The sequence below is a fragment of the Cupriavidus sp. genome (assembly GCF_057315035.1).
Window position 1 is genome coordinate 67338 of the sequence record NZ_DBHKYV010000028.1, and the last position, 20394, is coordinate 87731.

Below are 20394 nucleotides of genomic sequence, written 5' to 3' on the forward strand. Positions count from 1 at the left end.
GAAGCCTGATAGATGAATCAATAAACAGGAAGGGCTGGCTTTCAGCTGCCTTCGGCAATCGGCACCCAGACGCTCTTGGTCTTGGTGTATTCATAAAGGCATTCGGCGCCGCTGGACCGGCCATAACCGCTGCTGTCATTGCCACCGAAGGGCGTGGCCACGTGCATGTCCCGGTACATATTCACCCACAGCAGGCCCGCATTGACCTTCGACACCACGCGATGCGCGCGTGCCACATCGCGCGTCCAGACTGCACCGGCCAGCGCGAACTCGCTGTCATTGGCAATGGCGACAGCCTCGGCTTCGGTATCGAAGGGAATCGCGACTACCACGGGTCCGAACACCTCTTCACGCGCTATCCGCATGGCGTTGGTCACATGCTTGAACACGGTTGGCCTCACGTAGAAGCCCTGGCCCGTGGCTTCGCTCACGCCGCCGGTCACCAACTCCGCGCCTTCGGAAAGTCCCATTTCAACCATGCGATTGATGCGGTCGAACTGGGCGCGATTGTTGATCGGGCCGCCCTCTACCGACTCATCGAGCGGATGGCCGATGCGATAGTCGGCAATTGCCTTGCCCACCGCTTCGACAAACTCGTCGTAGACGCCGCGCTGCACCAGCAAGCGCGACCCGGCAGCACAGTTCTGACCTGTGTTGGCGCATGCTGCGATAACTGCTGCACGGGCAGCCTGCACGAGGTCCGCATCGTCAAACACGATGTTGGCCGACTTGCCGCCAAGTTCGAGCAAGCAGGAAATCGGACGTTGGGCGGCAGCCGCGTTGACCGCTCGTCCCGTCTGCGTCGAACCGACGAAGACCACTTTCTTCACAATGGGGTTCGAGATGGCCGCATCACCAATCGTCTTGCCGAGGCCATTGACGACGTTCAGCGTCCCGGCCGGCATGCCGGCCTCGCGAGCGAGCCTGGCCATCGCCAACGCCGTCAGCGGCGTGAGTTCTGAAGGCTTCAGCAATACGCTGTTGCCCATTGCCAGTGCGGGCGCCACGTTCCATGCGGCGAGATAGATGGGCGAATTCCACGGCGTAATGGCCAGCACCACACCCAGTGGTTCACGCAGCGTGTAGTTCAATTGGCCGCCGGGAACGGGAATGACGTTGCCCAGGAATTTGTCGGTCCATCCCGAGTAGTACCGGAAGATCTCCGCCACCGCGGCTACCTGCGCACGCGCCGCCTTGATGGCCTTGCCGCTGGTAATCGCTTCCAGGCGGGCCAGCGGTTCAGCATCGCGTTGAATCAGTTTGCCAAGCTGTGCCAGGATTTCGCCACGGCGTTGCGCAGAGCATGCCGCCCATTGCTTCTGTCCGCTCTGGCAGCTACGGACGGCCGCGCCCACAGTCTCTGCATTGGTATCTGCGAACTGAAGCAGGGTCTGCTCACTGGCCGGGTCCACCAGCGTCAGCGTTGCACCATCACCGGGCACCATCTCGCCAGCAATGTAGGAACCAATCGCTTCGGCACCAATCAGGGACAGCACCAGCGAATTGAATGCCGACGAAGTGTTTTCCATGCTCATGACCTTCCGAGAGGGGCAGCCGGTCTGTCCGGCCCGCCGATGTGAAGCAAGTCTATGAGCGGAACCGGGTGCTGCAGAAGATGCAAATTCTGTTCTCATGTTCACTTCTTGTTCTCACCAGACGACCCCGATCCGGCAATCACTTTTTGTGAACATGAGAACTGTGCAGGCATCTTTTCTTCTATCGCACCGCGCTCCAGACTTTGCCGCATCGGCTGGCATCCGCCACCGGAACATCCAATGCAAAGGGAGCACGCATGAGCCAGGAACTGTTTGACAAGGGTGAGCAGATTCGCCGCGAAGTACTGGGCGATGAATACGTTGTAGCGTCGACCAAAGGCACCGACGCCTTCAGCGAGCCGATGCGCGAGTTCGCCATCAAGAACCTGTGGGGCGACATCTGGAACCGACCTGGCCTGGACCGCCGCGCCCGCAGCATCGGCGTGCTGTCGATCCTGACCGCCCAAGGCCGCACCGGTGAACTGAAGACGCATATCCGTGCCGCGCTGAACAACGGCGTCACGCGTGCCGAAATCGGCGAAGTGTTCCTGCAGGCAGCGATGTACTGCGGCATTCCGGCCGGTAGCGAAGCTACGCGCGTTGCCAAGCTGCTGTTTGCTGAAATGGACGCAAGCTGAGCGGCGTGGCCAGTTCGATCCAGCCATCAATCCGGGGCGCATCCTGTTGGAACTCCGCCGCATGTTCAGGCGGGGCGCACGCTACTATCATGTTTGGTAATAGTGACGCTGCACATGCTGTTTCTTTGAAGTCGGCTGACTACACTTCGGCGCAAAGCATGCAACCACGCATTGCATGGCCCGAAGCTGTAAAAACGTCAGGAGACAGAAGTGACCAACAGGATCCTCATGGAAGACCTGCCATTGCGCAGGTTTCACGCACAAGTCGCGTTCAGCGGCACCGGCGGCCAGTTTAGTGATGGCTTTGTCCTCGGCATCATCGGTATTGCCGTCAGCATGGCTGCCGGCCCCCTCCAACTCAATGCAATGTGGATGGGCCTGCTCGGGGCGGCGTCACTGGCCGGCCTCTTTATCGGCAGCATCTTTGCCGGCCCCTTCGCCGACAAGCATGGCAGGCGCACCATCTTCGCGTACGACATGCTGCTGTTCGCTGCGATTTCCGCGGCACAGTTCTTCGTCACGTCGCCAGAACAACTGCTGGTTCTTCGCCTTCTGCTCGGGCTGATCCTCGGTGCGGACTATGTGGTCAGCAAATCGCTGGTCACCGAGTACGCACCGCGGCGATATCGTGGCCGCCTGCTGAGTGTGCTGGCCGCGGCATGGGCCGCCGGTTATGTGGGCGCCTATCTTGTCGGCTTTCAGATGCGCGACCTGGGGCCGGATGCATGGCGATACATGCTGATGGCCAGCGGCGTTCCGGCACTGCTGATCTTCCCGCTTCGGATGGGTGTACCTGAGTCCCCACTGTGGCTGATGAAGCGAGGCCGCCGCGAAGAGGCGCTGGCAATTGTCCGCCGCAAACTTGGGCCCGAAGTTGACCTTGTCGTGCCTGAGTCGGTTGCCACGCAGCGCCAGGGTGCGTGGGCTCAACTGTTCTCGCCCCGTTGGCGTCGCAACACACTTGTTGCCTGCGTCTTTTACACCTGCCAGGTCATTCCCTACTTCGCCCTGGGTACGTTTGCGCCGAAGGTCCTTCAAGCCCTACAGGTCAAAGACAGCTTCGTCGGCGGTGCGGTCTACAACGTCCTGCTCTTCATTGGCGCCATTATCGGGCTGCTGCTTATCGACAGGTTGTCACGTCGCACCTTCCTGGTTGCCACGTTCTACTTGAGTGCAATCGCGCTGGCGGTCCTCACCTTCGGACAGTTCGGCCCCATTGGCACGATGCTGGTGTTCGGCGCTTTCGCTTGCATCCTCTCCGCGGCGGCCAATCTGGAGTTCGTTTATCCGCCAGAACTCTTCCCAACGCATCTGCGTGCGTCGGGTGTGGGACTGGCCGTGGCATCAAGCCGCTTTGGCTCTGCGTTCAGCACGTTCCTGTTACCGCTGGCAGTGCAAAACGTAGGGGTGCATGCGGCCCTGGGTGCGTGTGTGGCGATTCTGGTGTTCGGCGGCGTCTTCTGTCACTTCCTTGCGCCGGAAACCGGCAGCGACAATCTCGCGGATGTTGGCGGCACCCCAGAGAACGATGCAGTAGCGGGCCAACCGTCCTCGGTGATTCGTCCATCGGTTGCGCGCTGAGCCTCAACCCTTCAATGCTGCGGGAGTAAGCATGTCTTCTACCAAGCCAATCGACATGAATGCCGTCCAGGTGTTTGTAGCAGTGGTGGAAGAAGGAACCATGTCAGGGGCGGCGGCCCGACTGGGCATTTCCCAGTCGAGTGTCTCCCAGATTGTGCGGCAGCTGGAAGATGATCTCGGTGTTGTTCTGGTGAATCGAACCCGGCGTCCCCTGGCACTTACCCCGTATGGCATTGCGCTCAAGAACCGCGGTGCCATTCTCACCGAGGAGATCGCAAACCTTAAGGCTCAGGTCGTCGAGGCGGGTCGAGGAATCAATCCCGACCTTCGTATCGGGCTGGTCGACTCATTCGCGGCAACCTGCGGCTCTCTGCTGACAAAGCGTCTGCTCGGCAAGACGTCGCAGTTGTCGATTCGCACCGGACTGAGCCCCCAACAAGGTGAAGCCTTGCTCCGGCGAGATCTGGACCTGATCGTCACCAGCGACCCATTGATGGATGCCAATGAGGTGGTCAGGTATCGGCTGTTTTCCGAGCGATACCTGGTGATTACGCCTCGCGACAACAACAAGCCCCTGCAAACGCTCGAAGACCTGCGGCGCCTTGCGAATGCGCTGCCAATTGTCCGCTTCAACAGGAACTCGCAGGTCGGCATGCAGATCGAGCGGTACCTGAGACGAATTGACTTGCGTATGCCGAACCGACTGGAGCTGGACAACGCAGACGCACTGACCTCCATGGTTGCCGCCGGCATTGGCTGGGCATTGACTTCACCAATGTGCCTGTTGCAAGCCGCGGCATACGCCGACCAGGTAGCGATTCACGTCGTGGAGCCAGTGGGACTGGAGCGCTCGCTTTACCTTGTCGCACGTCGCGACGAATACAGCGCCTTTTTTGAAGATGCGTGCAGCATTGCACGCGACGTTATTGAGACATCATTCATTCCCCGCGTAAGGGACCTCAGCAATGGTGTCGAAAAGCTCATCACCCTACACGAGAGGAATTCCCCATGAACAGCAAGTCCAATGCTGATGTGCGCATCGAGCGTGACTACGTTGGCGAAGTCAGCATCCCGGCGCAAAAGCTCTACGGCGTCAATTCCGTCCGTGGCTTCGAGAACCTGACCGTCGCACCGTTGACCGTCGCACACTATCCTGAGTTCAGCACTGCGTTTGCCCAGTGCAAATGGGCAGCGGCACTTGCCAACCGCGACACCGGCGTCATTACTGCCGAGCAGAGCAATGCCATTGCGCAGGCCTGCGCGGAAATCGTCGACGGTCAGTTCAAGGACTCCCTCATCGTCGACCTGATGGAGGGCTCTGGTGGCACCTCCACCAACATGAACTTCAATGAGGTCATTGCGAATCGTGCCCAGCAGCACCTCGGGTGCGAGCCGGGCAACTACGAGTTGATTCACCCCAACGACCACGTGAACATCTCGCAGTCGACCAATGACGTCTACCCGGCCGCCATGAAGATTGCGACTTACGCGATGCTCGGCCCGCTGATTGTTGAAGTCGAAGAACTTGCCAGGCTGTTTGGCCGCAAAGCGGAGGAGTTCGCAGACGTCCTGCACCTGGGCCGTACCTGCCTGCAGGATGGTCAGCCGATGCGGCTCGGGCAAGTGTTCGGCGGCTACGCATCTGTTACCCGACGGCTGGCCGAGGAACTCGCCGCCGTGCGCGACAAGCTGCGTACGCTTCCGCTGGGCGGCACCGCAATTGGCACTGGCTTCGGCGCGCCGGCCGGATACCGGGATTCCGTATATCCGCACCTGAGCCGCATTACCGGCGTGGAGTATCTGGCACCGGCTGACTCGTTCGATGCCATGCAGAATATGGACGTGTTCTCACGCGTCTCGGCCGAACTCCGTACTTGTGCAACCTCGCTTGCCAAGATTGCGGCAGACCTTACCGTTCTTTCGTCCGGTCCCGTTGGTGGATTCGGCGAGCTCCGGCTGCCCGAGGCGCAAGCCGGCTCCTCGATCATGCCTGGCAAAGTGAATCCCGTGCTACCGATGGCCATGATCCAGCTGAGCTTCGCCGTGGTTGGGAACGACGTGGCCGTGGCGCAGGCAGTCCAGTATGGCGAACTGGAGATCAACCATTTCGAGCCCGTCGTCGCCTCTCGCGTGTTTGACAGCATTACGTTGCTGAAGAACGGCATCCAGCGCTTTGCCGAGAAGTGCGTAGCGGGCATCCAGGCGGATGTCGCCCAGAATGAACGTCACTTGCTCGATTCGATGGCGGTAGCCACCGCACTCGTTCCCACGATCGGGTACGCACGTGTCAGCAAGCTCGCACGACAGTCGGTTGCCGAAGGACGTCCACTGCTGAGCATCCTCGAACAATCCGGCTTGCTTTCGAAAGAACAGGCGCTTGAGGCCATCCAGAAGGCGTCGTACCCGGTCTTCAACCAATGACCCAGCGTTGCCGCCGCCAACGATAAACTGGCGGCGGCAACCATCAGACTTGACGACAAACATGCTTGGAAAGGAAGAACTTCTGCACTGGATGGCCGCGCAGAAGCTGACGTTCGGCTACGAGGAACACGAGCGGGTTCTTAACATGGCGGAATCGGGCACGTTGCGCTTGACGCTGCACGGGGCACGCTGCAAGAACCTGCTCGTACAGGACAAGCAAGGCCAGTGTTACCTCATCGTAACGACCGCAGACAAGTCGCTGGACCTCGCGGGCACCGCCAAGGCTTTGGGAAGCAAGCGCATGTCGTTTGCTTCGGCGGAGCGCATGCATGACTTGCTAGGCGTGCGTCCCGGTTCATTGAGCCCTTTGGCATTGGCCAACGACAAGGCGCTGTCCATCAATCTGATCGTGGACAGCGAACTGGCCAAGGAACCAACCTTCCTGTTTCATCCATTGGACAGTACCGCAACGGTGTCTCTACCGGCGGGCGAACTCGAAAGGTTCCTCGATGGCACCGGGCATCGCATCATCTGGGCCGCCCTTCCAACTCGATGTTGAGTGTTGGCGCGCGCTCCCTTACTATGTTCGAACATATGCAAAAGTAAGGGATAATCCGCGTCCGCAATGTTGTGGCGCGTCTCGCCCGTATGAGCCGAACCAATTCCGCTGAAATCACCCGCCAGTTGCTGGATGGGATCACCACGGGTCGCTTTCCGGTCGGCGCGCTGCTGCCCACCGAATTCGAGTTGTGCGAGCAGTTCCAGGCCAGCCGCTACACGATCCGGGCTGTGCTGCAGGAGCTGCAAGATCTTGGACTGGTGTCGCGTCGCAAGAACGTGGGCACACGTGTCGAGGCAGCGATCCCCAAGCCAGTATTCCGGCCAACGCTGGCGTCGGTGGAAGACCTGATGCAGTTCGGCGAGGAGCACCGGCGCGTGGTGCAGTCGGTGGATACCGTGGCGGCAACCGGCGATCTTGCGAAGGATCTCGGCTGCATCGACCAAGCGAAGTGGCTGCGGATCTCCAGCGTGCGGATGAGCGATGCCACCAGCGCCACACCAATGGCCTGGACCGATGTGTATATAGATCCGGTCTACACGGATATTGCCGAAGCGGTGCGCAAGTCACCGCGCATGCTGGTGAGTTCGCTGCTCGAAAGCCGGCATGGCAAGCAGATTGCCGAGATCGAACAGGACGTGCGTGCGTCCGTACTGGCCGATGCGCGGATTGCCGATGCCCTGCAACTTGCGCCGGGTAGCGCAGTACTCAAGATCTTGCGGCGCTATATGGACGATACCGGCGCCACCTTCGAAGTCTCCGTGACCGTACATCCGGCGGACAGCTTTGCCGTGTCGATGCGACTGAAACGGTCGGCTGGGTAATGCCGCCCCCGCCGACGACAGCGCAATATACGTAAATATCTTTCCTTCATGGGCCGCAAGTGATCGCAGCCCACTTCTGCTTTACTCCACATCCTTCCAGTTTATCTAGGGTTAACGATCACGACACAACCGTGATTGTTCCTTGCCGTCCGTCTTTCGCACTCCTAATATAGGTCAACATCTTTACCTATTTAGGAGGAGCGACATGAAGCGGTTCCAGGATCGGGTAGTCATCGTCACCGGGGGCGGCGGTGGCATCGGCGGCGCCACCTGCCGGCGTTTTGCCAGCGAAGGCGCACGTGTGGCCGTGTTCGACATGAACCTCGATGCCGCGCGGAAAGTGGCTGCCGATATTTGCGCGGCAGACGGCACGGCCGAAGCATTTGCCTGCGACATCACTGATCGCGCGGCCGTCGATGCAGCCGTGGCTGCCGCTGAAGCGAAGCTCGGCCCGATCGACATCCTGATCAACAACGCCGGTTGGGATGTGTTCAAGCCATTCACGAAGACCGAGCCCGCGCAGTGGGACAAGCTCATCGCGATCAACCTGACCGGCGCACTGCATATGCACCACGCAGTGCTGCCGGGCATGGCGGCACGCAAGGCCGGGCGCATCGTCAATATCGCGTCCGATGCGGCGCGCGTCGGTTCATCGGGCGAAGCGGTCTATGCCGCGTGCAAGGGCGGACTGGTGTCGTTTTCCAAGACCATCGCGCGCGAGCATGCGCGTCACGGCATCACGGTCAATGTGGTCTGCCCTGGTCCCACCGATACGGCGCTGTTCGCCGAATACAAGGAAGGCGCGGGTAATCCGGACAAGTTGATGGAGGCCTTCACGCGCGCCATTCCACTGGGCCGCATCGGCAAGCCTGAAGACCTGCCCGGCGCGGTGCTGTTCTTTGCGAGCGATGACGCCGCCTTTGTGACGGGCCAGGTCCTGAGCGTGTCGGGCGGTCTGACCATGAACGGCTAAGCACTACCCCAAACATTCCAAGGAGCGAGACATGGCATTCGAAGACATTCTGTACGAAGTTCGCAACGGCGTGGCCTGGATCACGATCAACCGGCCGGACAAGATGAACGCATTCCGCGGCCAGACCTGCGACGAGCTGATCAAGGCGCTGAACAGGGCCGGCTATGACCGCGAAGTAGGCGCCATCGTGCTGGCGGGCGCGGGAGATCGCGCCTTCTGCACCGGCGGCGACCAGTCCGCGCACGACGGCAACTACGACGGACGCGGCACCATCGGCCTGCCCATGGAAGAACTGCACGACACCATCCGCAATGTGCCGAAGCCGGTGATTGCACGCGTGCAGGGTTTTGCGATCGGTGGCGGCAATGTGCTCTGCACCGTATGCGACCTGACCATCTGCTCCGAGAAAGCTGTCTTTGGCCAAGTAGGGCCGAAGATGGGCTCGGTCGACCCAGGCTATGGCACCGCATTCCTGGCACGCGTGGTCGGCGAGAAGAAGGCCCGTGAGATCTGGTACATGTGCCGCCGCTATTCGGGCGCTGAAGCCGTGGCAATGGGCCTGGCCAATGCCTGCGTGCCCCATGAAGAGCTCGACGCCGAAGTCCAGAAATGGGGCGAGGAACTGTGCGAGCGCAGCCCCACCGCACTGGCCATCGCCAAGCGCAGTTTCAATATGGATACCGCGCACCAGAGCGGCATTGCCGGCATGGGCATGTACGCGCTGAAGCTGTACTACGACACCGAGGAATCGCGCGAGGGCGTCAATGCGCTCAAGGAAAAGCGCAAGCCGGACTTCCGCAAATACGCGAAGTAACACCTCGCCAGCGCGCGCCGCAGAGTCATACCGGAGACAGACACCATGAACCCCTACCTCAATGAAGACCTGGTGACGCTGGGCGACCATGCCCGGCGCTTTGCCACCGACCGCATCGCACCCGGTTTCCAGCAACGCGACCAGACCCGCGAGCTCGACCGCGCGCTGATGCGCGAAATGGGCGAGATGGGCTTTATCGCGCCCGAATTGCCCGAGCAGTATGGCGGCCAGGGGCTCGGGTGCCTGGCGGCCGGCGTAATTCACGAAGAGGTGGCACGCGCCGATCTGAGCCTGTCGTATATCAACCTGCTGGCGTCGCTGAACGGGCAAATCCTGGCGCATCACGGCAAGCCCGAAGTAGTCGCCCCGTGGCTCGCGCGACTCACGCGCGGTGAAGCGTTGCTGGCCATCGCCCTGACTGAACCGCGCGGCGGATCGGACGCCGCCAACCTGCAATTACGCGTCGAACGGATTGGCGACGAGTACGTGATCAACGGCGAGAAGACCTCGATCTCTGCTGCCGATCAGGCCGACGCCACGGTAGTCTTCGGCCGCACCGGCACGCGTGAAATGGCCGCCTACGGCGTGACCGCGCTGCTGGTGCCGATGGACTTGCCCGGCGTCACCACCAACCGCTTCGACTGCCACGGCCAGCGCGCCATCGGGCGCGGTTCGATCTTCTTCGAGAATGTGCGCGTACCGATCGACCATCGGCTCGGCGAAGAGAACAAGGGTTTTGTTCAGGTGATGCAGGGCTTCGATTTCTCGCGCGCGCTGATCGGCCTGCAGGTCCTGGCCGTGGCACGCGTGTCATTGGAGGAAACCTGGGCCTATGTGGCTGAGCGCGAGGCCTTCGGCAAACCGCTGTCAGCATTCCAGGGGGTCTCGCATCCGCTGGCCGATTTCGACACGCAGGTTGAAGCAGCACGGCTGCTTTGCCTCCAGGCGTTGTGGCTTAAGGACCAGGGCGCACCGCACAGCGCCGAGGCGGCCATGTGCAAGTGGTGGGCGCCCAAGCTGGCGTATGACGTGGTGCACCAGTGCCTGCTGATGCACGGCCACGGCGGCTACGACCGAGGACCGATGGAGCAACGGCTGCGCGATGTGCTGGGCTTCCAGATTGGCGATGGCACCGCGCAGATCATGAAGACGATCATTGCACGCGCCCGTGCGGGCCGCGATGCGGTGCCGATCTAAGCCCTGTTCCACGGAGACCACGTCATGGATTTCGATGCAGTATTGCTGGCGCCGCGACGCGCCCGGAGCGTTGCCAACGGTTACTGGCTGGACCGCACGATCAATGACGAGATCGATGCGTGCCTGGCGCAGTGCCCGGACAAGCTGGCACTGGCCGCGGTCAGCGTGGCGTCGGGCCAGACACGGCGCTTTACCTATCGCCAGTTGGTATCACTGGCCGACCGCATCGCGGTGGGACTGACACGGCTGGGCGTGGGCCGCAACGACGTGGTGGCCATGCAGTTACCGAACTGCTGGCAGTTCACCGCGCTGTACCTGGCCTGCTCGCGTATCGGCGCGGTCTTGAACCCGCTGATGCATATCTTTCGTGAGCGCGAACTGCGCTTCATGCTGGCGCACAGTGAGGCCAAGGTACTTATCGTACCGAAAGTCTTTCGCGGCTTCGATCATGAAACCATGGCCCAATCGCTGCAGGCGGATTTACCCGGACTGCGGCAGGTGGTGGTGGTCGATGGCAACGGCGCCAACGACTTCGATGCGCTGCTGACCGTACCTGCCTGGGAAACCGACGACGACGCGCACGAGATACTCACACGCCATCGCCCAGGTCCCGACGACATTACGCAGCTCATCTTCACCTCGGGCACCACTGGCGAGCCCAAGGGGGTCATGCATTCAGCCAATACGCTGATGTCGAACATCGTTGCCTATGCGGAGCGTTTGCAACTGGGCCGAGACGACGTAGTGTTGATGGCATCGCCAATGGCACACCAGACCGGCTTTATGTATGGCCTGATGATGCCAATCATGCTGCGCGCCAGCGCCATATTGCAGGACACCTGGGACCCGCGCATCGCAGCCGACGTGATTCGCACCGAGGGCGTGACATTCACGATGGCGTCGACCCCGTTCCTGACCGACCTCACGCGAGAGGTGCAGGAAACCGCCGCGCCGGTGCCTACATTGAAAACCTTTCTCTGCGCCGGGGCTCCGATCCCGGGCGCGCTCGTCGAGCAGGCCCGCCAAGTGCTGGGCGCCAAGATCGTCTCGGCCTGGGGCATGACCGAGAATGGCGCAGTCACGCTGATCCATCCGCACGACGACGACCACCGCGCCTGCACGACTGACGGCTGCCCCTTGCCGGGCGCTGAAGTCCGGATTGCAGCGCCTGATGGCAACGCTGCCGCGCCCGGCGAGGTCGGCAGGCTGCTGGTGCGGTCGTCGTCGAACTTCGGCGGTTACCTGAAGCGTCCGCACCTGAACGCCACTGACGACGAGGGCTGGTTCGACAGCGGCGATTTGGCTTCGTTGGATATCGACGGCTATATTCGCATCAGCGGCCGCAGCAAGGACGTCATCATCCGGGGCGGAGAGAATATTCCGGTGTTCGAGATCGAAGCGCTGTTGTACCGGCACCCGGCCGTTGCGCAGGTAGCCATCGTCGCTTATCCCGACGCCCGGCTCGGCGAACGCGCATGTGCGGTGGTGGTACCCAGGGGCGGGAAATCACTCGGCTTCGACGAGATGGTGACTTTCCTGAAAGCCCGGCAGGTAGCGCTGCAATACATCCCGGAACGGTTAATCCTGCGCGACGCGCTGCCGGCCACGCCGACCGGCAAGATCCAGAAGTTCAGGTTGCGCGAGATACTGGCCGAGGGCACGCTCTAGCCGCCGCGCTACAATCGCGGGCGCACCGTCAACCGCACAGGAACATGGAATCTCCGGACAAACTCGCCGCCGCGCCATTGGAGATGGAACTGGCCAACCGGCTGTTCTTTCGGCTCTACCAATGCGCGAACATGCTGCACAAGACGGGCACCCGCGCCGTGGAGGACGAAGGCCTGACCACCCAGCAATGGGCCGTGCTGGGCGCGCTGTCGCGTGAACAGGCCGCGCCGGGCATGAGCATCGGCGAACTGGCCAAGTACCTGATGGTGACGCGACAGAACCTGTCGGGCGTGATCAGCCGCATGGAACGCGACGGCCACGTAGCCATCGCCCCCGACCCGCGCGACCGCCGCTCACGCGTGGTCACCATGACGCAAGAGGGCCGGCACGTCTGGCTGGAACTGGCCCAACCCAAGATCCGCGCGTACTACGGTCGGCTACTCGCCAATTTTTCCACCGACGACATCACGCATGCGCTGCACTACTTGCTGAAGCTGCTCAACAGCATGGAGCAACTGGACCAGGAGTGGGCCGCGGGGGGCGAGGAAGAGTAGCGGTTACAGGGCAGGTCCTCCACACCTGCGCCGGTCTACGCCGTCACATTTGATTCAACGCAAACGCCGTAGCAATATCGCCAACTTTCACACCCGAACGACCTACCATGCAATGCGTACGGCGCCTTCCTGCGCGCCGCCGCATTGCAAATGGCCAAGAAATTCCCGCTCCATCCGAAGCACCCCGAACGCATCTGCTGGGGTTGTGACAAGTATTGCGCCGTCGATGCCATGGGCTGTGGCAATGGCTCCAGCCGCACGCAGCATCCGATGGAACTGCTCGGTGACGACTGGTACGAGCATGGCGATTGGGGGATCGAGGTGGAGGTGAAGGACGCGTCAGCGCGCCCCCCATCCGCAGCCTGAAGCCACGCCGTCTTACTCCTCCCGCTTCAGGTACCCTTCAGCCAGTGCCACCCAGCATGCTGCACCCAGCGGGATCAAGGCATCGTTGAAGTCGTAGCCATCGTTGTGGACCGAGCATCCCACCCATTGCCCCGTGCCATTGCCGAGCACGAAGTAGCAGCCGGGCACCTTCTCCAGCATCCACGCAAAATCCTCGCTGCCCATCTGCGTGGATGGGGGCACCTGCAAGACCTTGTCGTTGCCCAGCACGCTGGCTACCGCCGCGCGCGCGATGGCCGCTTCGGCCGCGGTATTGCAGATGGCCGGCACCAGATGCTGGTATTCGATATCGACGCTCACGCCGCACGATGCGGCCTGGTGCGTGATCACCTCGCGAATCCGTTGCTCAAGCAGTTTGCGCACCTCGGGCACGGTGGCGCGCACGCTTAGCTTCAGCGTGGCCGTTTCCGGGATGATGTTGTACGTGGTGCCCGCCTCGATCTGTCCGACGCTGATCACACCCGCGTCCACCGGCGCCACGTTGCGCGCAATGATGCCCTGCAGCGCCACTACCGTATGGGCCAGCGCCAGTGTAGGATCCGCCGCGCGATGCGGGATGGCCCCATGCCCACCCTTGCCGCGGAACGTGACGGTGACGCGATCCGACGATCCACCTTGCGGGCCAGCTTGCACCACGGCCATTCCCACTGGCAACCCTGGCGCATTGTGGAACGCGTAGATCGCATCGCACGGGAAACGCTCGAACAGGCCGTCATCCATCATCGACAGCGCGCCGGTCATGCCTTCCTCATCAGGCTGGAAGATCAGGTTCAGCGTGCCATCGAAGTTGCGCGTGCTGGCCAGGTATTCGGCGGCGGCCAGCAAGGTTGCCGTGTGGCCGTCGTGCCCGCAGGCATGCATACGGCCCGGCACCTGGCTCTGGTAGGCCAGCCCGGTACGCTCCTGCAGCGGCAATGCGTCCATATCGGCGCGGATGCCGATACGGCGTTGCCCGTTGCCGACCTTCAGTTGCGCGACGATGCCGTGGCCACCGATGCCGGCATGCACGTCATAGCCCCATTCGCGCAACAGGCCCGCAACAATGCCTGCGGTACGCGGTACTTCGGCGCCAAGTTCAGGATGCGCGTGGATGCCATGGCGCAGTTCGGCGAAACGTACCGCGGACGCGGCCAATGCTGCAGGGATCTGGTTGGAAATGTTGTCGGTCATGATGATGTTTAGTCGCGGCCCGGGTGGCTGGGAAACAGCAGCAGTGCAATGAAACTGATGATGGATGCGCAGAACAGGTAGCCGGCGGGTGCCATGCGGCTGCCGGTAGTGGCAATCAGCCAGGTCACGATCAGCGGTGCAAAACCGCCGAATACCGTAACGCCCACGCTATACATGATCGACATGCCGGTAGCGCGATGGTGGCGCGGCAGCGCTTCCATCATCATCGCCGTGCCGGCACCGCTGCCGACCGAGCCAATGGTCACCGACAGCGCTATGCAGCACAGCGTCAGCGGCAGGCCCGGTCCCGACGACAGCAGCGCGAAGTTCGGCAGCATCACGCACAGCGACAGAATGCTGTTGGCGATCAGCAGCGGCTTGCGGTGCCCCAGCCGGTCCGCGAAGCGTGCGAACAGCGGTGCCATCACCAGCATCGTCAAACCCGCCACGCATGCGGCCAGGAAAGCCGTGGCCTGCGGCATATGCACGGTGTTGACCAGGTAGGTCGGCATATAGAACACCATGATGTACATCGACGACGTGCTGCTGGTCATCAGCAGCACGCCGAGGAACAGCGTGCGGCCATGCTCGCGCAACACCGCGCGCAGGCTGGCGTGCGCGGTATCTTCCGTATGGGTTTCCTCAAGGTGGCGCCGGATATAGATGCCCACCGGCGCAATCAGCAGGCCGATCAGAAACGGCACGCGCCAGCCCCATGACTGCAGGGCTTCCGCGCTCAATGACGCCGACACGGCGGCACCGGTCAACGCACCCAGCAAGGCGGCGGCGCCCTGCGTGGCGGCCTGCCAGCTCACCAGGAAGCAACGCCGGTTCTTGCTGGCCGATTCCATCAGCAATGCCGACGCCGCGCCTACTTCACCGCCGGCGGACAAACCCTGCAGCAGGCGGCCGAACACCACCAGCACGGTTGCCGTCACGCCGATGCTGGCATATGACGGTGTAAACGCGATCAACGCGGTGCCCACGGTCATCAGCGCAATAGTGAGTGTCAGAGCGGCCTTGCGGCCCCGGCGATCGGCCAGGTTGCCAATCAGCACGGCTCCCAGCGGCCGCATCACGAAGCCGGCGCCAAACGTGGCGAATGACAGCAATAGAGATGCTGTAGGACTGCTGGCCGGAAAAAACAGCCGGCCGATAATGGCTGCAAAAAAGCTGTAGACCGTGAAGTCGTAGATTTCGAGACCGTTGCCGATGGCGGCGGCAATCACGGCGCGGTGTTTGCCGGGATGGCGCGCGGCAGTGCTGGCCGCGGGCGTGACAATATCTGCTGCGGCATCGCTGCGCAGCGGAAGACTGGCTTCGTGCATGAGGCTCCTCGTGGTGGCACGTCACGGCAGTCGCCCGTCTGCGCTGCCAGTTGTTATGGTCTTGTGCTGGTGCGGACGATCTTAGGAGCGGTGTACCCACAAAGCACGCGGCTTTTTTTCATGGGTATAAACGTTGGTAATCACGAAGGTCTGGCGAATCCTTCGGCAATTACAGGGCGGCGGGAAAATCGGCGCGTAGCGCCGCGAGCAGTTCGTCATGCAGGCGCGCTGCGGCCACCGTCATCGTATGCCGGTCACGCGAGACCAGCGAGATGATGCGATCGGGCACCGGCTCGACGATGTCGAGAAAGTCCATGGTTTCCACCAGGAAGCGGCTGCGGCGCGACTCTTCCGACAGCAGCAGCAGGATATCGCCAAGCCGGCTCATTTCCAGCGCCAGTGTCATCGAGTTGCACTCCACCACGCGCTCCGGCAATTCCAGCCCATTGGCGCTGAACAGCTGATGAAATGGTGTGGAGGGATCGGCCAGCGGATCGAGCACCATCCAGTCGGCCTGCTGCAACGCACTCAGGGAGGTTGCGCCGCGCAGCGGATGGCCCCTGCGGCCGGCAATCAGCGTCGGAACGCGGCAAGCCTGGGTGCAATCGAGCGCTCGGTCCACGGGTAGCGCTTGCGAAGTCAGCGCGAAATCCAGCATGCCTTCGCGCACCTGCTCCAGCAACTGGGCCGGGCGCATTTCCTGGACACGGAGTCGGGCGTGGGGAAAATCATGCCGGAACGACATCATGCAGGTGCCCACGGATCGCAGCAGCGCGCTGACGGGCGTCACGCCCACCACGATGTCGCTGACCACGGTGCCCTTCATGTCTTCCATGTCCTGGCGGGCGCGACGCACGTTTTCGCTTATCAGGCGTGCATGGCTGACCAGCCGTTGGCCATGGGCGGTCAATTGCACGCCCTTGCTGGTGCGCACGAACAACGTGGCGCCAACACTGGTTTCCAGTTCCTTGATGGCCTTGCTCAGGGCCGGCTGGGTGACATGCAGCAGGCGCGACGCTTCCTGGATGCTGCCGGTTTCGGAAACGGCGGCCAGCGCGCGCAACTGGTGTAGCTTCATGGACGGGGTTCCCGGGACCACGCCACGCGGTGCGCGGCGGAAAACGGCCATTCTAGGCCGCAGCCCGGGATTCCCTCAATATGGGGTCCTGCCCTGCGGGCCGGACCCCATGCAGCGGAACATCAAACCCGAAATACTCAATACCCGTAATACGGCTGCGGGGCATACTGGACCGGTGCCGGACGGCCGCAAGGTACATAGGCGCCGTCGTAGCGGCTATAGCAGTAGCCCGGCGGCACAGCCGGCGCGGCATAGCTGACCGGTTGCGGTGCATACACGGGTTGCGGCGGCGCATAGACCGGCGCGGGCGCGGCTACCACAGGCTGGCTGACAACCAGCGCACCAAGCGCCAGGCCGGCCACGGCGGCTATCGCAATTGCGGCACCCGCCGATCCGCCGCCACCGCCGTGGTAGCGGTCGCGCGCCGAGGCGGTCCCCGCGACCAGCATGGTGGCACTCAGGACAGCAATACCAGCGTAACGAATCGACTTGCGCATCTTTGACTCCTTGTCGGGCCAACCTTGGCCCTCTCTACGGAATACATGATGGACGTCGAACGATTACATTGGTTTACGTGATGGTGAGCAGATGTAAGCACGCCGCGCCAGTAACGGCCTGGCAACGGCGCTGGCGGGTCATTTCTGGAATCCGGCGTTACAAGTTCGAATCGGGAGCCGAGCGATATCGCCAGTTGACAGCGCGGTTCGACCTGCAAATACTTCCCAACGCAACGCCTCAGTGCCTGCGTGATACCCCTGAAGCGGTGCGGCTCCGCTGTCGATACCACTTCAACCAGGGACCAGCATGCTCAAACACCGCCCCTCTCACCCCTCTCACCCTCCTCGTCTCACTGACTCCCCACGCTCACCGGTTCGCCTGCACCACCTGTTGCTGGCCTGCGCCGTTGCCGCGCTCAGCGCCTGCGCATCGCAGGTTGCCAATCCACCGGTGCCCTCGCAGCCGGCCACCACGCCGGCCCCAACCGCCGCCGGGAAAACCGAGGTGCTCTGGCTGGGCCAGTCCGCCATCCGCATCACCACGCCCGGTGGCAAGGTGATCGTGGTCGATCCGTGGTTGACCGGCAATCCGAAGACACCGGCAGCCTTCAAGCAATTGTCGGCGCTGGGCAAGGTCGACCTGATCCTGGTCACGCATGCCCATGGCGATCACCTTGGCGATGCGCCGGATCTGGCCAAGCTCAACAACGCGCCAATCTGGAACGCCGGCGGCATGGGTCGACAACTGATAAGCCTGGGCATTGTGCCGGCCAACCTGGCGCAGAGCTTTGGCAAGGGTGGCACCATCCTGCCATTTGGTGCCAACGGCCCCAAGATCACGGCGGTGCATGCCGAACATGCCTCGGAGCTGTCGTGGAAGAACCCGGCCACCGGCAAGGATGAGGTTCACTACGGCGGCGAGCCGGTGGGCTACATCATCGAGATGGAGAACGGCTTCAAGATCTGGCATATGGGCGATACCGCCCTGTTCGGCGACATGATCATGGTGGCCGATCGCTACAAGCCCGACCTGGTAATGATCCCGATCGGCGACCATTTCACGATGGGTCCGCAGGATGCCGCTGTAGCGCTGCGCGACTTTATCAAGCCGAAGTACGCGATCCCGATGCACTACGGCACCAGTCCGATGGCGCGTGGCACGCCGGCGGAACTGAAGACCGCAATGGGGACGGCGGCCACCACCGCCGTGATCGTGCCGGAACCGGGGCAGAAGATGGATTTCTGATGTGAAAAAGCCCGCGGGTGCTTATGCACCCGCGGGCTTTTTTTCTACGTCATGACGCGTCGTCAGGCTTCCATCACGGACGACCCACCGAGATATCGAAGTACGGCTTCGATACATGCAGGCCAACGTTTACGCCCACGCCGGTGTTACCCAGCGTCAACTGGAACGCTTCGTCCGCGCCGGCGCTCTTCGCGCGGTAGCGCAGGCCATTGGTCGGGAAATTCTGCTTCCAGGTATCCAGACGGCCGTCTTCGTTACGCTTGCGCGTGTACATGTTGTTGACGGCATCGACGCTCAGGATGGTGGTCGACGCGCGGTTGAACTGCGCGGACGTATCGTTGAATGCCACGAAGTCCCAGTAAGCGTTAGTGGAACCCACCACCGGCAACGCGCGCACATTCTGCTTGGCAGCCACCATGATGCCGTCGTACTTGCTGATCACCGCGGAAATCACGCCATCGGTGCTCTTGAAGCCCACCGCAAAACTGGTGTGAATAGCATCGACGGCCAGATAGGAGCCGTCGGCTTGCTGCGTCAGCGTTGCCAGCTCGCCGGCAGTCCACGCGGCGCACACATTGTCGTCATTGCACGTCTGTGCGGCCGTCATCTTGCCGTTGGCGTCCAGCGTGAACGATACACGTGCGGAGGTCGGCGCGCCGCTGCCACCCGTCTCGAACGTCAGCGCGTTCCAGTCGCCAGCCAGTTCGGCCAGCGTCAGCTTCTGTGCCGGTACGATCAGGTTCGGCAAGGCGCCCGTAGCCACCGTGCCGGCGGCCGGAATCAGCATGCCCAAGCCCGACTTCGAGACCAGCATGCTGCTTGCGCCAGTGATGTCGAAGCGGCAGGCTTCAGTGGCGTTGGCGATCAGCGGAATCGCAGCAATCGATGCGCTCGGCGACACCACATTGACCAAGACCAGCTTAGGCGTCAACGTAAGTGTGTCGGCGTCGATGCTCGCCGGGAAACCACCGCCACCGGGACCCATCAAGAAATAGTCGCCCGTACGCAGGCCGGCGCAGGTCGCCGATGCCTTTTGCAGGATCGTGCCGATGGCGACGGTGCCGGCATTGCTGCCGATGGCCGTCGACAGGTCGCCCACGGTGGCGCCGGACGACTTCAGGCGGGCGCCCAGTTGGTCCAGCAGCTGATCCAGCGCATTGCCGGTCTTGCCATTGTTGGCAGCCACCAGCGCGCCCTTGAGCGGGTCGAAGCCGGTCAGGTCCACCAGGCCGGTCAGCGTGGTCCGCACGGTTTGGGTCGACGTAGCCAGGTTGGCCGACGTCAGGCGCGCTTGCGCATTGGCGTCAAACTGCTCGAAGAACGTCTTGGTGCTGCCCTGGGCCAGCGCGGCCGTGATCAGTTCCGTGAACGGCGTGACGTTGGCCACCACGCTGTTTTCGCTGCCGGCTTCCACCACCGAATGCAGCGTCGTGCCGTCTGGCGTCGTGACGCTCAGCACGCAGGGGCGCTGGGCGTTTTCAATATTGATCGTGAACGTACCGTCGGCGGCCGTTGTGGCGCTACCACTACCCGATGCGCATTTTGCCGACACCGTCGCACCCGCCAGCGCGGCACCGGTCGCGGCGGTGCCACTGACCTTGGTGGAAGCAACCGTCTTGGTCGAGTCGCCAGTGCTAGTGCTAGTGCTAGTGCTGCTACCACCGTCGCCACCGCCGCAAGCAGCCAGCACGGCCACCGTCAGACCCGTAAGGCCCGTAAGAATCAGTTTCGATTTCATCCCTGTATCTCTTTTTTTTGATTGGCTTGCATCGCGCATGCTGGGCGGCCGACCCCGGTCCGCTCCATCTGCTGGCATGCGCGCCGCTGGCATGGCCGCACGGGCCAATGACAGGCGGCGTGGAGTGTGTCGCAACTCCAATGCGCCGGATAACCCACAACAGGGGCA

19 protein-coding genes are annotated in these 20394 nt (G+C 62.3%); 13 read left to right on the forward strand and 6 right to left on the reverse strand.

Features of this window, described 5'->3' with window-relative positions; genetic code table 11:
• Nucleotides 1-41: 41 nt before the first annotated feature.
• On the reverse strand, nt 42-1529 hold the full coding sequence (locus tag ACO550_RS27020) for an aldehyde dehydrogenase family protein (RefSeq protein ID WP_315595356.1): 1488 nt from the start codon (nt 1527-1529) through the stop codon (nt 42-44).
• A gap of 263 nt (nt 1530-1792) precedes the next feature.
• Between ACO550_RS27020 and ACO550_RS27025 the strand changes: the two genes are divergently transcribed.
• The 12 genes from ACO550_RS27025 to ACO550_RS27080 all read left to right on the forward strand — a co-directional run bounded on the left by ACO550_RS27025 (nt 1793) and on the right by ACO550_RS27080 (nt 13130).
• Nucleotides 1793-2173, forward strand: coding sequence for a carboxymuconolactone decarboxylase family protein (locus tag ACO550_RS27025; protein ID WP_315595355.1), 381 nt, complete (start codon nt 1793-1795; stop codon nt 2171-2173).
• 210 nt (nt 2174-2383) lie between these two features.
• The gene (locus tag ACO550_RS27030) at nt 2384-3754 is read left to right on the forward strand and encodes an MFS transporter (RefSeq protein ID WP_315595354.1); all 1371 of its coding nucleotides are present in this window, start codon (nt 2384-2386) and stop codon (nt 3752-3754) included.
• 31 nt (nt 3755-3785) lie between these two features.
• Complete coding sequence (locus tag ACO550_RS27035) at nt 3786-4766, forward strand: LysR substrate-binding domain-containing protein (RefSeq protein WP_315595353.1); 981 nt, start codon at nt 3786-3788, stop codon at nt 4764-4766.
• Nucleotides 4763-6175 carry an aspartate ammonia-lyase gene (locus ACO550_RS27040; protein WP_315595352.1) on the forward strand — a complete coding sequence of 471 codons (1413 nt, stop codon included), beginning with the start codon at nt 4763-4765 and terminating at the stop codon, nt 6173-6175. Before ACO550_RS27035 ends, ACO550_RS27040 begins: the two co-directional genes overlap by 4 nt.
• Before the next feature lie 61 nt (nt 6176-6236).
• Complete coding sequence (locus tag ACO550_RS27045; protein ID WP_485995025.1) at nt 6237-6734, forward strand: YbaK/EbsC family protein; 498 nt, start codon at nt 6237-6239, stop codon at nt 6732-6734.
• A gap of 89 nt (nt 6735-6823) precedes the next feature.
• Entirely contained in the window at nt 6824-7558 is a 735-nt protein-coding gene (locus ACO550_RS27050) for a UTRA domain-containing protein (protein ID WP_315595350.1), read from the forward strand.
• Between the two features lie 205 nt (nt 7559-7763).
• Complete coding sequence (badH, locus tag ACO550_RS27055; protein WP_315595349.1) at nt 7764-8531, forward strand: 2-hydroxycyclohexanecarboxyl-CoA dehydrogenase; 768 nt, start codon at nt 7764-7766, stop codon at nt 8529-8531.
• Nucleotides 8532-8562: 31 nt separating this feature from the next.
• A complete protein-coding gene (badI, locus tag ACO550_RS27060; RefSeq protein WP_315595348.1) occupies nt 8563-9345 on the forward strand; it encodes a 2-ketocyclohexanecarboxyl-CoA hydrolase in 783 nt (260 codons plus the stop codon).
• Between the two features lie 45 nt (nt 9346-9390).
• The gene (aliB, locus tag ACO550_RS27065; RefSeq protein WP_315595347.1) at nt 9391-10542 is read left to right on the forward strand and encodes a cyclohexanecarboxyl-CoA dehydrogenase; all 1152 of its coding nucleotides are present in this window, start codon (nt 9391-9393) and stop codon (nt 10540-10542) included.
• A gap of 24 nt (nt 10543-10566) precedes the next feature.
• Nucleotides 10567-12210 carry a cyclohexanecarboxylate-CoA ligase gene (gene aliA / locus ACO550_RS27070; RefSeq protein ID WP_315595346.1) on the forward strand — a complete coding sequence of 548 codons (1644 nt, stop codon included), beginning with the start codon at nt 10567-10569 and terminating at the stop codon, nt 12208-12210.
• 44 nt (nt 12211-12254) lie between these two features.
• The gene (locus ACO550_RS27075) at nt 12255-12764 is read left to right on the forward strand and encodes a MarR family transcriptional regulator (RefSeq protein WP_315595345.1); all 510 of its coding nucleotides are present in this window, start codon (nt 12255-12257) and stop codon (nt 12762-12764) included.
• 150 nt (nt 12765-12914) lie between these two features.
• Complete coding sequence (locus ACO550_RS27080; protein WP_315595344.1) at nt 12915-13130, forward strand: DUF3079 domain-containing protein; 216 nt, start codon at nt 12915-12917, stop codon at nt 13128-13130.
• Nucleotides 13131-13142: 12 nt separating this feature from the next.
• Here ACO550_RS27080 and ACO550_RS27085 read toward each other — a convergent pair whose 3' ends face one another.
• From ACO550_RS27085 to ACO550_RS27100, 4 genes are all read right to left on the reverse strand, one after another.
• Complete coding sequence (locus ACO550_RS27085) at nt 13143-14339, reverse strand: M20 aminoacylase family protein (RefSeq protein ID WP_315595343.1); 1197 nt, start codon at nt 14337-14339, stop codon at nt 13143-13145.
• 8 nt (nt 14340-14347) lie between these two features.
• Complete coding sequence (locus ACO550_RS27090; RefSeq protein WP_315595342.1) at nt 14348-15667, reverse strand: MFS transporter; 1320 nt, start codon at nt 15665-15667, stop codon at nt 14348-14350.
• A 169-nt stretch (nt 15668-15836) separates the two neighbouring features.
• Nucleotides 15837-16745 (reverse strand): LysR substrate-binding domain-containing protein, encoded by a 909-nt coding sequence (locus ACO550_RS27095; RefSeq protein ID WP_315595341.1) that lies wholly within the window; start codon nt 16743-16745, stop codon nt 15837-15839.
• A 137-nt stretch (nt 16746-16882) separates the two neighbouring features.
• Entirely contained in the window at nt 16883-17242 is a 360-nt protein-coding gene (locus ACO550_RS27100; protein WP_315595340.1) for a mechanosensitive ion channel protein MscS, read from the reverse strand.
• Nucleotides 17243-17633: 391 nt separating this feature from the next.
• Between ACO550_RS27100 and ACO550_RS27105 the strand changes: the two genes are divergently transcribed.
• Entirely contained in the window at nt 17634-18488 is an 855-nt protein-coding gene (locus ACO550_RS27105; protein ID WP_485995026.1) for a metal-dependent hydrolase, read from the forward strand.
• Nucleotides 18489-18561: 73 nt separating this feature from the next.
• On the opposite strand, the gene ACO550_RS27110 is transcribed toward ACO550_RS27105, so the two are convergent.
• Entirely contained in the window at nt 18562-20226 is a 1665-nt protein-coding gene (locus ACO550_RS27110) for a hypothetical protein (RefSeq protein ID WP_315595338.1), read from the reverse strand.
• Between the last annotated feature and the right edge of the window lie 168 nt (nt 20227-20394).